Origin of the sequence: Novipirellula methanifontis, assembly GCF_052161655.1 — a bacterium.
GTDB lineage: Bacteria > Planctomycetota > Planctomycetia > Pirellulales > Pirellulaceae > Novipirellula.
Genome location: NZ_CP197418.1, coordinates 5,785,663 through 5,800,339 on the forward strand (window position 1 = coordinate 5,785,663; position 14,677 = coordinate 5,800,339).

Annotated in this window: 15 protein-coding genes and 1 pseudogene; 6 read left to right on the forward strand and 10 right to left on the reverse strand. The window is 53.7% G+C overall.

Going from position 1 to position 14,677, the window contains the following annotated elements:
• Window positions 1-8 precede the first annotated feature (8 nt).
• Window positions 9-944, forward strand: a complete 936-nt coding sequence (locus SH528x_RS20890) for a hypothetical protein (RefSeq protein ID WP_442505392.1) — start codon at window positions 9-11, stop codon at window positions 942-944.
• Window positions 945-982: 38 nt separating this feature from the next.
• Here the strand turns inward: SH528x_RS20890 and SH528x_RS20895 are convergent.
• The 3 genes and pseudogenes from SH528x_RS20895 to sdhB all read right to left on the reverse strand — a co-directional run.
• A pseudogene (locus tag SH528x_RS20895) lies at window positions 983-1,225 on the reverse strand (ISAzo13-like element transposase-related protein); the annotation flags it as partial.
• 245 nt (window positions 1,226-1,470) lie between these two features.
• Window positions 1,471-1,887 carry a YbaN family protein gene (locus SH528x_RS20900; protein WP_442505393.1) on the reverse strand — a complete coding sequence of 139 codons (417 nt, stop codon included), beginning with the start codon at window positions 1,885-1,887 and terminating at the stop codon, window positions 1,471-1,473.
• The gene (gene sdhB, locus SH528x_RS20905; protein WP_442505394.1) at window positions 1,880-2,707 is read right to left on the reverse strand and encodes a succinate dehydrogenase iron-sulfur subunit; all 828 of its coding nucleotides are present in this window, start codon (window positions 2,705-2,707) and stop codon (window positions 1,880-1,882) included. The genes SH528x_RS20900 and sdhB overlap by 8 nt, the downstream gene beginning before the upstream one ends.
• A gap of 253 nt (window positions 2,708-2,960) precedes the next feature.
• Here sdhB and SH528x_RS20910 point away from each other — a divergent pair, with 253 nt between their 5' ends.
• Window positions 2,961-3,269 carry a Rieske (2Fe-2S) protein gene (locus tag SH528x_RS20910; protein ID WP_442505395.1) on the forward strand — a complete coding sequence of 103 codons (309 nt, stop codon included), beginning with the start codon at window positions 2,961-2,963 and terminating at the stop codon, window positions 3,267-3,269.
• A gap of 133 nt (window positions 3,270-3,402) precedes the next feature.
• On the opposite strand, the gene SH528x_RS20915 is transcribed toward SH528x_RS20910, so the two are convergent.
• The 7 genes from SH528x_RS20915 to hmpA form a co-directional block, all read right to left on the reverse strand.
• Window positions 3,403-4,128, reverse strand: coding sequence for a DUF542 domain-containing protein (locus SH528x_RS20915; RefSeq protein WP_442505396.1), 726 nt, complete (start codon window positions 4,126-4,128; stop codon window positions 3,403-3,405).
• Between the two features lie 12 nt (window positions 4,129-4,140).
• Window positions 4,141-4,488: a cupin domain-containing protein gene (locus tag SH528x_RS20920; protein ID WP_442505397.1), complete on the reverse strand. Its 348-nt coding sequence runs from the start codon at window positions 4,486-4,488 to the stop codon at window positions 4,141-4,143.
• The gene (locus SH528x_RS20925; RefSeq protein WP_442505398.1) at window positions 4,485-4,634 is read right to left on the reverse strand and encodes a hypothetical protein; all 150 of its coding nucleotides are present in this window, start codon (window positions 4,632-4,634) and stop codon (window positions 4,485-4,487) included. The genes SH528x_RS20920 and SH528x_RS20925 overlap by 4 nt, the downstream gene beginning before the upstream one ends.
• Before the next feature lie 75 nt (window positions 4,635-4,709).
• Window positions 4,710-5,444 carry an iron-sulfur cluster repair di-iron protein gene (ric, locus tag SH528x_RS20930; RefSeq protein WP_442505399.1) on the reverse strand — a complete coding sequence of 245 codons (735 nt, stop codon included), beginning with the start codon at window positions 5,442-5,444 and terminating at the stop codon, window positions 4,710-4,712.
• Between the two features lie 27 nt (window positions 5,445-5,471).
• A complete protein-coding gene (locus SH528x_RS20935; protein WP_442505400.1) occupies window positions 5,472-5,837 on the reverse strand; it encodes a putative zinc-binding protein in 366 nt (121 codons plus the stop codon).
• An 85-nt stretch (window positions 5,838-5,922) separates the two neighbouring features.
• The gene (locus tag SH528x_RS20940) at window positions 5,923-8,274 is read right to left on the reverse strand and encodes a nitric-oxide reductase large subunit (protein WP_442505401.1); all 2,352 of its coding nucleotides are present in this window, start codon (window positions 8,272-8,274) and stop codon (window positions 5,923-5,925) included.
• Window positions 8,275-8,378: 104 nt separating this feature from the next.
• Window positions 8,379-9,608 (reverse strand): NO-inducible flavohemoprotein, encoded by a 1,230-nt coding sequence (hmpA, locus tag SH528x_RS20945; RefSeq protein ID WP_442505402.1) that lies wholly within the window; start codon window positions 9,606-9,608, stop codon window positions 8,379-8,381.
• A 251-nt stretch (window positions 9,609-9,859) separates the two neighbouring features.
• Between hmpA and SH528x_RS20950 the strand changes: the two genes are divergently transcribed.
• The 4 genes from SH528x_RS20950 to SH528x_RS20965 all read left to right on the forward strand — a co-directional run bounded on the left by SH528x_RS20950 (window position 9,860) and on the right by SH528x_RS20965 (window position 13,646).
• Window positions 9,860-10,291, forward strand: a complete 432-nt coding sequence (locus SH528x_RS20950) for an RrF2 family transcriptional regulator (protein ID WP_442505403.1) — start codon at window positions 9,860-9,862, stop codon at window positions 10,289-10,291.
• 525 nt (window positions 10,292-10,816) lie between these two features.
• A complete protein-coding gene (locus tag SH528x_RS20955) occupies window positions 10,817-11,497 on the forward strand; it encodes a GntR family transcriptional regulator (protein WP_442505404.1) in 681 nt (226 codons plus the stop codon).
• A gap of 695 nt (window positions 11,498-12,192) precedes the next feature.
• Complete coding sequence (locus SH528x_RS20960; RefSeq protein WP_442505405.1) at window positions 12,193-13,365, forward strand: DUF1559 family PulG-like putative transporter; 1,173 nt, start codon at window positions 12,193-12,195, stop codon at window positions 13,363-13,365.
• A 95-nt stretch (window positions 13,366-13,460) separates the two neighbouring features.
• Entirely contained in the window at window positions 13,461-13,646 is a 186-nt protein-coding gene (locus SH528x_RS20965; RefSeq protein WP_442505406.1) for a hypothetical protein, read from the forward strand.
• Window positions 13,647-14,677 lie beyond the last annotated feature (1,031 nt).

Consider the following 14,677-nt stretch of genomic DNA (forward strand, 5'->3'; position numbering starts at 1 on the left):
GTTTGACCATGAAACCACTTTGCTTTCTTTTAGTCATGTTTGCAGCCGATGCTGTGCTGGCTGCACCGCCGCTGTCGATCGATTTTTCCGCTGGCGAGCCGGCAGACTATTTCACCGCGGATACTGCCGGTAAGGTATCGCGTGCGGCGGTTGATGATGCGCAGGCGATGCAAATCACCAATGCGACGATCCAGTTGCAGGACGTGAGCGTGATGCCGGCCAGTCCCTACAGTCTGACGCTTGTGGCAACGTTTGCAGGCGACGTCGAATCGATCGAAGAGAATCCTCGGTTTGAGTTTTTCAATCAGCTGGGACAGACCAGTTCACGTCTGCCATCGCGTACCGTTCAGTTTTTTGACGCCGCCGGCCAACCCACTGGACAGCCACAAACCTACGCCATGCCGTTTCGCAAATCGCACCGCTACGAAGACCTGTTTTATACACCCGACGATGCTGTCACGGCGCGGATTCGTCTGTCCTCTGGCAAAGGCGTACGTTTGCTGTTGTCACAACTGCGGCTGGAACCAAGCGGCAACGACGCTGCTCTGAACCTGAATCCGTCATTCGAGCTCGGGCCTGACAACTATTCGGGCTGGCAGAATATCGCCCAAGGCGGAAGACTATATCAGCGCGACGGCAAGACGATCCTCGACACCAAATACGGTTCGACTGGTCAACGGATCCCGCTGCAGGGACCAGGCACGTACGCAGTCTCCGCACTCGCAACCGGCAACGGTTACAACTCAGTCGTGACCGTTCGCGTGTACGATGCCGAGGGCAAGGAACTGATGCGGAGTTCGACACGGCGTTATGGTCCACGAACGTATTTCGTCCCTCCTCCCGAGGCGACGTACATGTCCCTTCTGGTGTATAGCTGCCTGCTGGAAGAGGTTCGTTTAGTTCGGGTGGGAGACGAAAACGCGATCAAAGATTTGATCAAGTAGCGTTCTCGGGTGATGGTACCTGTATTGCCTTTTAATGGATACGGTTCTGCATCGAGCGAAGTTTTAACAACCAACTCTGTGTTGGCTTTTGAACTCGCGATCAAGTTGACAATCGCTTGTTGGCTAGTCAACGGCTTGCCACGCCAAGTTTGAATTAGGAAACGAATCCGAGCACATTGAAAATTGATGTTGGATGTAGGGCCGGTTCCCACCGGCCAATCACAAGCCGGCCGGTGGGAACCGGCCCTACAGTTTGACTCCCATGTTTTTGAAAATTGCACTAAGAAGGTCGTTCGGTATTTACCGGTAAAACGTCGATCATTAAGTGAGCCGACGGCGCTAGCCGCGGGCCCGTCGTTTTTGTTTGAAACATGCCCGCGGCTAGCGCCGTCGGCTCAGATCATTATGTGGAATGACTCATATTGACCTGCTTAACGGTTTTAAAACGTTGCATTACGCACCAGCTATATAGACTCAAACCAAGGTGGGGCGAAATCGCTACCGATACTTACTTGCCGCAGTAGAATTAAGTTGAGCGAGTACGTTGCGCACGTAGCGAGTCGTGGGCGATCGGCAATCGAGCCACGACGTAGATGCCATAGACGGCGGCACAAGCGATGACAGATTTGATCGCGACCGGCAGCTCACTGTAGACCAACGTCGATCCAAGAAGCAGCGTCACCATCGAGTAGGCCAGACGCTTCACGTTTCGTCGCACTCCGCCCTGGTCTCGCCAATCGCGAAGGGGACCTCCGACGACCGGCCATGCCATCGCTTTGGCGTGCAGCGATGGTGACACTCGCAGCAGGAAGTAACACATCAGCAGCAAGAACGGCGTGGTTGGGATGCCCGGCAGGATGACACCGATCATCGCCAATACGAAGAACAAACTAGCCAAAATCCAATACAGAACGCGTTTGGCTCCGCAGACGGTTTCAACCATCGAAGAACTTTTTGAAGACGTGGATCGTCGCTGCTCGGTTGGCACGGCCCCAGGAATGCATCAACGGAATTTCTTTGGGACAAACCGCTTGGCAATTGCCCGCCTTGCCGCAGTTTTGAATACCGCCCGGTGCGATCATCGCTTCGATGCGGCTGGCCGCGAGTGCTTTGCCAATCGGATTTGAGTTCATCAACACCGCTTGGCTCATCGCAGCGGCACCGATAAAGTTGCGATCAAGTTCTTCGTCGCGACGTTGCTGGTAGTCTGCTTCCGATTCATCTTCGCGGCGATCGATCGCGACTTTTTTGTACTGGGGACAGGCTTCCAAGCAACAGCCGCAGCTCATGCACTGGCTTAGCGGGTAGTTCTGCTGTTGTTGGTCGGACGATTGCTTCGGTCCGCTGCCCATGTCGTAGTAGCCATCGACGGGAACCCAACACTGCAGCTTTTCCAAAGCTCGGAACATCCGATAGCGATCGACGCAGAGGTCGCGCACGACCGGAAATTTACTCATCGGGCGAAGCTCAATCCCGCTCGGATCATCCTTGAGCAAACGATCGACTAGCGCCGAGCAAGCCTGACGGACACGCCCGTTGATGCGCATCGTGCAGGAACCGCAGACTTCTTCCAAGCAACCCGATTCGTAGGCGACAGGGGCGACCTTGGCACCGTCGTTGGTGGTGGGATTGGCTGCGATGCGTTGCAGTACGCTCGTGACATTCAATCCTGGTTCGTAATCCAAGACAAACGTTTGCCAATAGGGCGGCCGTGACGGTTGATCTTGACGCTCGATGCGAACTGCAAATTGTTTTTGCGACATAAAAATCGACCGCTAAATCGAGATCCTGACAAACGTGCACACCCTGGTATACAATACGCAAATATATTTTAATTGTCCAGCCCAGCGTGGGTCCGGGAAGTGAGTGATGAATCAATTAAATACACTTTCTGAAGCGATGATGATGTTAGCGAGCTATCACCACCACCGTCATTGACCTAGCGAAACGACTCGGCGATCTTGAGCACACGAAGGACCAGCAGATTGCAAAGTTCACTCGAGAGGATTGACGCGGATGTCTTGGATCAAAGCAGCAAAGTCAAGCGATGTGCCGATAGGAACAGGCAAGCTCGTGATCGTGGACGATTACTTGATCGCGTTGTTCAACATTGACGGAGTCTTCTACGCAATTGATGATGCCTGCCCGCATCAGGGTGCGCCACTGAGTGAAGGCATTATCCAAGGCTGCATCACGGTTTGTCCCTGGCACGGTGCCGAATTCGACGTCACCAATGGAAAACTACTGTGCGGACCGGGCGGGCATGATGTCCAGGCTTATGCAGTCACGATAAAAGAGGATGACGTCTTGATCGAGATTCCCTAGCCTTAGTATCATTCGATTGCATTTTTGCAAAGAATGGTCACCAAGACGGTTGAACCGACAATTGCCTCAACCGCGTGCGGCAGCCCAGCGTTTTAGAACCGAATTTGGCCAGCCTTTTACCGGATAGGTTGAATCAACCGCAGAGCGCGGTCTTCATACGCGGAAACAGGATTGCCTCTTCCTTGTGGACGTGGTGGCGGACGTCGGCTTCGATCCAGCGGAGCAATCCGTACATCTGTGAAAACTTTGGACAAGCATCTTTGGGGGCGGAGAAGTTCTTCGATGCACTTCTCGCCTTCTTGAGGGTTTCGCCAATGCCGGCGTGCTCAAAGGTGACTCGATGAATCATTTTAGCGACCGCATCCGCAAGCGATTGACTGTGATCGGCATCACTTTCAAATTGACGGATCGCGGGAAACAAGGATTGCTCCTCCTCGACCATCACGGCCAGGATTTCGTCACGCCACGCGATGAAATGCTGCTGAACCTCACGCAATTCTTCGTGAGCCTCGCCGTGCAGATCGACGACCTCCTCCATCAGTTTGCTCAGCAGCGGCAACGTGTCTTTCAACAGTGCATGATGTTTCTGCTCGATGTGATCGCATAGCTGCGTCAGCGATGCATGCATCCAATCGGATTGACAATTGGTTCCCGCTTCGGCGACGGTGCGTTGCAACAGTGACTGAACACGCAACACTTCTAATCCATTTTCCCAACACGCATTTTCAAGTGGTTTTTCTCCGTCACAACAGTAGTCGAGATGCAACATGTCGAACACTTCCGCGGTCTGCGGATGCTGAGCGACCCAAAGTCCGATCGGTGAGTCATGCTGCAGTGCGACGGTACGTGATTCCGACATGGCTAACTCGCATTATTTAGGAGGATGGGCATCGGGTTTGGCTCCTTTAAGCAGCAGCAACAGCATCTTGGTGGGCTGGTTCGCCGTGATGCTGTGCGACAAATTCGCGGCCATATGAATGAACGTATTTGCCGATGCGTCGATGGACTTTTCGCCCAGCGTCACTGTCGCGTTGCCATCGAGAAACTGAAGCACAGCCGGCACGGCTGCTGTGTGTTCCGAGAGCTCTTGACCGGCATCAAATCCGAACAAGACCACTTTCAACGAGGCGTCCTGGTACAGCGTTTTGCTGATCGTGCCGCCTTCTTGAATGGCAACTTCGGCGGCGAGATCAACGTAGGAGGTAGACAAATCGCTCATGACACCACCTCCACGATCGTCCGGAACTCTTGGTTGTCATCGCTACGCATGGCGTCACGCACATAGCCCTCTGTGGCCAACTCGCCCCGCAATGCGGTACCGCTGGTTTCATCGAGGAACGGAATGAGTGTGAGGTCGGGAATCATTTGATTTTCTCTTTGGTTGGAATAACGCAGCTCGGCGGTTCACCACCGAGAATCACGGTCGAGGACCAGGTGGAATTATTGTGGAGATACGGTGTGCTGTGTTCCTCGCTCGAGCCCAATGGCTTTGGGGAACAACACATTGTTCTCTTTGTGAATGTGCTGATGCATGTCACGCTCTAACTGAGAAAGCGAATCAAGCATTGCTCGGTACGTGTTGCAGGCCCATTCGGGCGGCGTGTAACCGTCGGTCGACTCGTTCAAGATCGCCAACGCATCGCCCGCGAGATCATGTTCATGTTCCATTTGGTGTATGGGATTGGCAATGCTGACGCAGTGAAGTTCTTGACGCTCGCTGGACGCTTCGAGCTGCCGTACCATCGGAAAGAGTATGTTTTCTTCTTTCATCATGTGCGGTTCGAGTTCTGCCTTGAGCGCCACAAAGGCTTCGCGAGTCTGCAGTAGTCGTGGCTCCTTGTCACCGTGAACACGTGCAACCTTGTTGGTCATGAAGTCCAGCCGTGGAAGCTCTTCTTTCAAATACGCATGATGTGTGGATTCAATGTGATTGGCTAAGTCTGTCAAACTCATCGCGTCGGCATCGACGGTCCTGTCATCGGTCAACTTGGCGTCACACAGTTGCAATTGCTCTACGACGCTGGACGGATCAATCTTCTTTTTCGCACAAGCGTCTGCGAGCGGAATCTTGCCGCCGCAGCAATAGTCGATCTTCATCGACTCGAATACACGGGCACGACTGGGGACCTCGCGAACGAGTTCGCCAACGGTGGCTTGAGTGTCAATGGTTTGCATCTTTGAATTCCTTTTAGAATGGATGGCTTACGCCACTTGTTGTTGTTGTTGTTCTTTAACTTGTATAAACACAGCTTCAATCAATTCGTCGAACTCCGCTCCTGTGGGTGGTTCTGCCTTCTTTTTGATGCCGAGATCGTGCAATCGAATGTGAACGTCAACGTGCTCGCGAACTTGGTCGAACACACCGAGGCTGCAATGGATCGGGCATCCGTCGATGACCCAAACCTCGCGGTCTTGTAGTTTCTTCAGAAACAGCGGCTTGGCAGCACCGACGCCAGCCAAACACGACATCTCCGCGACGCCTCGACGATCCAGTTCGAGTGCGACCTGACCGGCGAGTTGCCCAGCATTGGAACAACCCGAACAAGCAAACAGGATGGGTATTTTCACGGACAGGGTCTCCTTTTGGTAGCGAAACTCGCCAAGAGTTTCGTTGGTGTCTGTCGAAAGTCCCTCCGACTTTCGCTACGTCACTTTACGTTGTGGAATTCTTCTTGAACGAATGCCCCGTCTTTAGTCCGGCGACGAAGATCACGAACGCAACCGCTCCGATGAAGAAGATCGTATCCCCAGGGACTCGCATCCAACGCAGCGTTTGCATCAGCTCGGTTTGCATAAACTCACTGCTGCGAGCGTACCAGTAACCGGTCTCGACCGAGGCTTTGGTTTGCAGTAGTCCGACTGGCAGCAAACTCAGCACACACATCGCGAACAGGCCGATGTTCATGCTCCAGAAACCGATCCGCAGTAATCCGTCTTTCCATTCACGCGCCGGAATCAACACTCTTAAACACATCAGCATCAGTCCCATGCCGAGCATCCCATAGACACCGAACAACGCAGCGTGCGCGTGCAAGGGTGTCGTATTGAGTCCTTGCATGTAATACAGTGCGATCGGCGGATTGATCATGAACCCGAACAAGCCGGCACCGACCATGTTCCAAAACGCCACGGCAACGAAGAAGTAGATCGGCCATTTATATCGCTGGACCCACGGCGTCGCTTTGGATCGACGCAAATCTTCCATGGCATCGAAACCAATCAACGTTAGCGGTACGACTTCGAGGGCACTGAACACCGATCCCCACGCCAAAGCGACCGTCGGAGTACCCGAAAAGTACAAGTGGTGCAGCGTGCCGATGATGCCGCCAGACAAGAATATTGTTGCCGCCAGTAGGGCTGCCGCTGCGGCGACGCCCGGTTTGACTAAATTTAATCGCATGAATACGAACGCGATCACCGTGGTCGCGAAGACTTCAAAGAATCCTTCGACCCACAAGTGAACGACCCACCAACGCCAGTACTCGACCATCGTCAAGTGTGTGTGTTGCCCCCACGTCAAACCGGCTCCGTAGAACAACGCGATCGCGGCGGTGGCGACGGCCAGCAAGATGACCAAGTGGCGTTGGCTGCCCGCTTCGTTGTCCCCTATCGTTTCGGATGTCGATATGAATCTCGGTGATCGATCGGGGACATCGAAACTCTCTGCGAGGTTCGCTCCATCGCCATTGGCTGCCGCTGGCAAATTGCCAACACCGTTCCGACGCAGTGCTGGCCACAACACACGGATCATCAGCACCAACCACAACAACAATCCGACCATCAATAGAATCTGCCAAAACCGCCCCAGTTCGACGTACTCGTACCCTTGGTGACCGAAGTAAAACGAGACTGCATCGGTAAGATGGTTTTGCACACTCAACCACTCACCGGCTAGCGAACCCACCACTACCAACAACAATGCGCCGAACAACACGTTCACTCCGAGTCGTTGGAACTTGGGTTCATGGTGGCTGACCAGCGGCCCGATGAACAGCCCCGCAGCAAGCCACGCGGTCGCTATCCAAAACAGACCAATTTGCACGTGCCATGTTCGCGTGACGCTGTACGGCAGCCACTCGGCAAGCGGTAAGCCATAGAACCCGTCACCTTCGACGCCGTAGTGGGCCGTGACGATGCCGAGTGTCATTTGTGCCAAGATCAGTGCGGCGACCACCCAGAAGTATTTGATTGTGGCCTTTTGTGAAGGAGTGGCTTCCCACAGCGCCAATGGATCCAAGGCGTGATGATGGCCTTCCTCCTCCTCTTCTTTGCGTGACGCATACCACCAAGCCATCGCTGAAATACCTGCCAGCAACACGATCACGCTAACGCCGGTCCAGACAATATTGTCACCGGTGGGACGATTGCCAACGAGCGGTTCGTGTGGCCAATTGTTCGTATAGCTGGCGATGTCGCCGGGGCGAGTTGTTACCGCTGCCCATGAGGTCCAGAAATAGAACGCCGCGAGTTTACCAAGTCGCTCTTCGCTGGAAATTGCACCCGCAGGGATCGCGTAGTCAGCGTTGCCGTCGATGAAGACCGTTTTGTAATGCTCGACGTTGGCCGCGAAAGCTTCGGCGCGAACTGGCGAGATCGTGACGACTCCCGTAGACTCGTCGTACGTATTCTCGTGAAATTGCTCGGACAGTCGACCGGTCAATTGGCCTTGGAACTCGGCGCTGAGTTCGGCAAACGGCTTGCCGAATTCCGCGGCGGCCCATTTGTCCAAGATGAACACGGCTTCGCGATGAAGCCAATCCGCGGTCCAGTCGGGTGCGACGTAACTGCCGTGCCCCCACACGCTACCGACTTGCATTCCGCCCATCGACTGCCAAACGTTTTGACCTTCGCCAATTTCACCGCTGTCAACCAACGTGACGCCGTCGGTCGTAACGAACTTTTCGGGAATCGGAGGCATCTCTTGATAGATACGCGTCCCGATCCAACCAAGGATCAGGAACGAGACAATCATCACGGCCGCAAAGGCCATCCATAAGCGTTTCATCTTGTTAAGCTTTCAGGGTGCGTTGAAATCGCGGAGTGTTTCGGAGGTGTGGGGTATTGCTGTTGGCCGAAAGTCTCGGCGACTTTCGCTGCGAATCATCAGGTTTAAGCAGGTTGTAATTCTTCTTTGGGTCCAAAGAACTCGTAACGCACGCGAGTCTCATCGACACCGAGTTCTTGCAAGCACGCACGAATGTTTTGCATGAAAGGTTTGGGGCCACAGAAGTAGAAATCGGCTTCCGCAAACGGAGTCCACTGGCGAAGCAACTCGGTGGTCACGAAACCGACGCCGTCACACTTATTGCTTTCGACATCGCTATCGATCGGCGCGTCGTACAACACTTTCACGTGCATATTGGAACTGAGCGATGCCAAGTTTTGAATCTCGTCGGCGAACGCATGTACGCTGCTGTTGCGTACCGCTTGCAAGAAGTAAACCGGAGCATTGGGATTCGCATGCACGATCGACTTGGCCATCGACAGCAGAGGTGTCACTCCGATTCCGCCCGCCAGTAGAACAACCGGGCGACCATCGGCGTTGTCCGGATTGATCGTGAACTCGCCACAGGGCGGTCCAACCTTCACGCGGTGACCTTCTTCGATCCCATCGTGGAGGTGACTTGAAATCAAACCATCGGGTGCATCGGCGTTCGGCTTCTCTTCGCGTTTGACACTGATACGGTAGTGCGGCTCACCTGCTCGATCCGACAGGCTGTAGTTACGCGGCGACGTGGGTGTGTGTGGGTGGTCGATGTGAACCGTGATGTACTGACCGGGTTTGAACGGCGGCAACGGGCCTTCGTCTTCAGGCTTTAAGTAAAACGAGGTCACGATGTCGCTCTCGGGAACCTTCTTGGCAACCACGAACGTGCGTGTGCCGTTCCAACCGCCCGGTGCGGATTGTTGCTCTTCATAAATTGCGTTCTCGCGGCCAATGAAAATATCGGCGAGGAAACCGTAGGCTTCGGCAACCGCAGCGATGATCTCGTCGGTCGCACCGTCACCCATCACGTCCTTGATCGCGGCCAGCAAATTGCTACCGACGATCGGATAGTGTTCTGCTTTGATGCCTAGCGAGCAGTGTTTCTGAGCGATCAGCTCGACTGCAGGCATCAATACGGCGGGGTTGTCGATGTGGGTGAAGTAGGCACAAATCGCACCGGCCAAGGCCTTCTGTTGCCCTCCAGAATGCTGGTGAGCCTGGTTGAAAAATGCCTTCACTTCGGGGTTGGCCTCGAACATCCGCTCGTAAAAACGGCGAGTGATCGTTTCCGCATTGGCGGCAACCAAAGGGGTGATTTCTTTGACGATTCGGACGGTCTTTTCGCTCAGCATGTCGGTGGGTTTCGCAGGTTAGAGGTAGAGAAACACGGTGGAACTCGTTACTTACACCCAAAGGTATACTTTTAAACATACACGTCAAGGTGTATATTTAGGGCGTGCCGAATTTTGCAACGGTTGTTTCCAGGGCGTCTAGCAGCGGACACGCCGGAAACATTGGCAATTTCCGCGACGCGACGAGACCACCGACCGCGATTCACCAGCGAACCTGCGGCAATACGCCACAAAGACAATCGAGTCCAAACGTGCTTTCCAAAACCGCTGAATACGCGCTTCGTGCCGTCACCTGCCTCGCCGAACGCGAAGCCACCGATGGAAACCCATCGTCTGCAGATACCTTGGCGAAGATCACCAAAGTTCCTCGCCGCTATCTCAATCGAGTGTTGAAGGATTTGGTTGCCGCTGGCTTAGTGCATTCGCGATGTGGACCTCGCGGTGGCTACGAACTCGCTCGCCCCACCGACAAAATCACGATCCTGGATACCGTCAACGCCGTGGGAAAACTCGAGCGAATCCGCAAGTGCCCGCTGGGGTTGAAAACACACACATCACTTTGTCCGTTGCACGCTGAACTCGACCGAGCTTACCAAGCGACGGAAACCGCGTTTGCGGCAGTCACAATGAAGAAACTGCTTGAATCGACCAGTCCCATTGTTCCGCTGTGTGAATCACCTTGAAAAAGCTGACGAAGGAACTCGACTTCGCCTGTTTTTCGATTGTGATGGCAACGAGAATCGGCATCCTTCGACGCATTGTCGGCGTGACACGCGTCACCGAAACAGTTGCGACGATAACGCCAAAACCCTTTGGCGAGTGATCCAACGCAATCCCCCTACTGCAGGCCACCCTACTGCAGAGCACTGCGGTACAAATGGTTTGACCGACGAACTATTCACGGTTCGCAGGATGGGCAGCCCCAATCGCCATGCAAAACCCTACAACACGAACATTTGACTCGTGGAAAAGTGCGTCCGACGGATTTTCGTTGGACAAGGAAATATCTGACGTTATAACATAATCATCGCGTGTATCGACTGTAAACCTGGATTGGCCACAACATACGAAACTTGTCATTGGTACACCTAAGTGACGTTTCGATCGTTTGGCTCCGCTGAACCAACGATAGATCCATTTTGCATAACCGATTTCCTCTTCGCCCACAAACGTAACCGAGCACACCCGTGGATCAAAGTCTTGCTGAAATGTCGTACGATTACATTCGAGAGAGGCTCGCCAGTGGTGAGTTTCCTCCCGGAAAACAGTTGGTGAATCGGACACTTGCAGAAGAAATCGGGGTGAGTGTGATTCCGGTTCGCGAGGCGATTAACCGGTTGTCCAGCGAGGGTTTGGTAGATCACGTTCCCGGTGCGGGTGCGTACGTTCGCAAAGCAAATCGCCAGGACCTCAACAACCTCTACGTTTTGCGTGACGCACTCGAAAGCTGCGCAGCGTCCGAAGCCGCACAGTATATAACGGAGGATCAACTGGAAGAACTCGAGTGCATTTTTGATCGAGCCAGACAGACAGCGTCGCAAATTGGCGATTCCTCTAAGGGTCATAGCACCAAACGTCAGTTGGATCGCTGGATGGATGACGAGCAGCAGTTTCATGAATTGTTGATCGAGGCGTCACGAAATCCATTGCTTGCCAAAGTGGTTAGCGATAATCGGGCAATCGGCACGGTCTTTGAGGCCCAACGCAACGATCCGCGATTGTTGACGACAGAGGTCGCTCAGGCGACGTGTGAATCGAAGGCGGAGTTGTTGCAAGCTTTGCGAGACCGCGACCCGAAGCGAGCACGACAGTTGATGAGTGATCAAATCCAGCGCGGCCGAAAAACGGTTATCGGCTTTCTTAGCCAGCAACGGCGAGAGCGGAGCTAGTGCCACGTTGCAGCGAGGAATTTGGGTCGCGTGTAGCGGAAGTCGTCAAGACTTTCGTTGTAGTTGTCGAACGAACCGAAACTCGCGCGCGAACTCCGCTTTCCTAAATCTCATCTGCAACAAAGCTTTCGTTTTGGTAAACGTGACTCGCTGTATTGAGCTCTAGATCGACCGTCCTCTTTTTTTGTTTTCCGCTCCGCTGTGAGCCGACGGCGCTAGCCGCGGGCCGGTCAATATTGTGGCAACATGCCCGCGGCTAACGCCGTAGGCTCATAAAATCCGCGTCTTTTCCCGGGTGCAAGCACCCATGTGTGCAGCGGAAGCCCAATGAGACATCAAGAAATTCCCTGTTTTCACTTTACTCGCGACCCGCTATGTTATATCATGCCATAGCAGGGACTGTACGAGGGCCACTTCAGAGGATTTGCAACGTGGTCGAGATCAATATAAATTTTTGGTACCTTCCTATGTGTCGTGGCGGCTAGATGCGGCAGCCAAAACGCACTGTCCTTAGCGCGTGTCGAGCGAGCGAGCCTAGCAAGCTGGAGCGTTACCTGCAGGAAACCCCTGATGCGGCAGCACGTGGCAGCCAAGCAGAACCGGCGGGGGTTAGTGGTCCCACCGAGCTTCCGCGTTAGAACAAGCATTAGCATGTTCTTTTTTTGATTCCTAGTTTTCATTTACAGAGGTGCAGTATGAATATCAGACGTAGATCTGGTTTCACATTAGTCGAGTTGCTGGTGGTGATTGCCATCATCGGCGTCCTCGTTGGTCTGTTACTTCCAGCCGTACAAGCGGCCCGCGAAGCAGCCCGACGAATGAGTTGCAGCAATAACTTCAAACAGATTGGGTTAGGTCTGCACAATTATCACGCTGCGTATGATCAGTTCCCCATGCAAATGGGTGGAACCTACGCGGGCGGTACCGCAAACATGAACCACAACTTTGAACTGAGCTGGATGGTCGGTCTGTTGCCGTTCATCGAACAGCAGGCGTTGTGGGAGCAAATCAGCAACCCCAACAACAATGGTGGTACGTTCCCGGCCATGGGGCCTTCCCTAGGGAATACGGCATATATCCCTTGGCGAACCCAGGTGAAAGGTTTCCGTTGCCCAAGCGATCCGACCGAAAGTGTGGCTGGCAATTTTGGATACAGCAACTACGCCGCGTCTCTCGGTGATTCGGGATACGAAGAGCAAGATTGCGGTATCAATGACGACGGGACCATCCGAACCGGAAGCCAACAATGGGATCATCAAAATCAATCTCGCTGGGATCGTGGAATGTTCCGCGGCCGGCATGTCACTAAATTTCGCGATATTTTGGACGGGACCGCGAACACGATTGCCGCGGGCGAGATGGTCGTTGATGCTAATCGGCGGGAAATCTTAGGTGCTTGGGTGCACGGTGTGAATCCGTGCAAAGCACCAAACGATGTTGAGTACGCGGGCAAAATCGACCCAGCAAGACCTCAGTTCTATATTGCATCCGCTACCATCGAAGGCAATGCTTTGTTTCAACGGGGACACCGGTGGCAAAGCGGTCTTCCTCACTTCACCGGTTTCAATACCATCCGACCACCAAATAGCTACAGCCAGGCTCGTTCTTGGCCAACGAATAATGCGTTTGGGTGGTTCACCGCGGGCAGTCGGCACCAAGGCGGATGCCACGTGTTGATGGGCGATGGCGCGGTTCGATTTGTCACTGAATCCATTGACACAGGCGACCAAAGCATCATCCCACCAGGAGGATGCCAAGGTACCGGTGGTCCCGGCGGTGAAGCCTTGAACGGTAGAGAAAGCCCTTACGGAGTCTGGGGGGCGCTGGGAACCAAGAACTGCAAGGAAACGAACGCTGAGGTCCCTTAAGTCTTGATCAAGTAGCTTGAAGACGGGTACAGCCATCTGCTGTACCTGTCATTTCCTTTCATCAAAATTCCCTTTCATCAACCGAGAAATAACCAATGATTCGTAGTTTCGCCTTTGCCGTAATGACATTGATGTGCTTCACTCTTCTGCCCGGTTGCGGTGGACAAGAAGACAACGTGGTGAGTGCTCCGCCCGAAACCACTTCAGTGAATGTCGATGCTGAACGAGCCCAAGAGGCGGGTGGTTCAGCGCCTCAGAATGTTGACTACACCAAGCAGTAAGTCGATGCTCGGCGATTCGTCGTTTGCGGTGTTCTAAGACTGCGTTTGAGTCGCGTGGATCCACGATTCATGACGACTCTTTGGTCCCGCGAACGCTCAGGATGAGTCACCAGAGAAGTTTGATCTTTCGGTCGATCCAAAGCGATATCCGAAAGCAGCAGTTTTTGCGCTAACGGCTTGTTGATTTAATCGAAATGCAAATCGCATTGGTGAGCCGCGGGCCGCAAGGCACCGGGTAATGCGTGGAACCCGGCCGCTCATGCGTCACGGCTCACTAGAGCAACAGCCCGCTAGCCACGGTTTCGTCACCATCCAACCGGGGCTAACGCTCAAACGGCTAACATACAAGCGGTGATGTTGTACTAAATCAGCAGTCTCATCAGATTGGGGAGTGTGGTCGTTTTACTACCGACCGCGCCCCCTTTTTTTTTGCTCCTTTCATGGCAAACATCGCTTTGTGGCAAACGCTGCGTTCGCTGAACGTGGCGGCCGCATCATGGTGGCTCAGCGGTGTTGATCTCAGGCTGACGACCTAGCTCCCGTTGACGATCGCAGGATGGGGCAAGTGCAATGGTGTCCAGGAAGAAACCCCTGATCTGCATCAAGATTTGTCAGACGCGATCTCACCCAGCGGATAAACGCGAGTGGAACCACCTTCCAACTACGTTTGCGGAACGTGCGATTTATAAGTTGATGTAGGGTGGGTCAAACAAAACCATGTGTCAGGTGGGTCGGCGTTCGCGATTGAAGGTTTCAATCAAAATCAGTTGTTGAGTGGAGTTCGTCGGTTTTGCGACGCCCCACCAGTCACCTCGCGAACTTGACCTACCCTACATTCATTCAGCCATCATTAAAATCACAAGTAATAAATCGCACGTTTGCAAAACGGTTCCTGCCGATGTAGCTCAAAGTTTGATCACTTCGCCGCTAGCGCGGCTTCGAGATTACACAACTCTGTACGCAACAAAACGCAGGCGGCAACATGCATGGTGCCTGAAACGGTTGTGGAACGTACAATCGCAGAGGTCTTC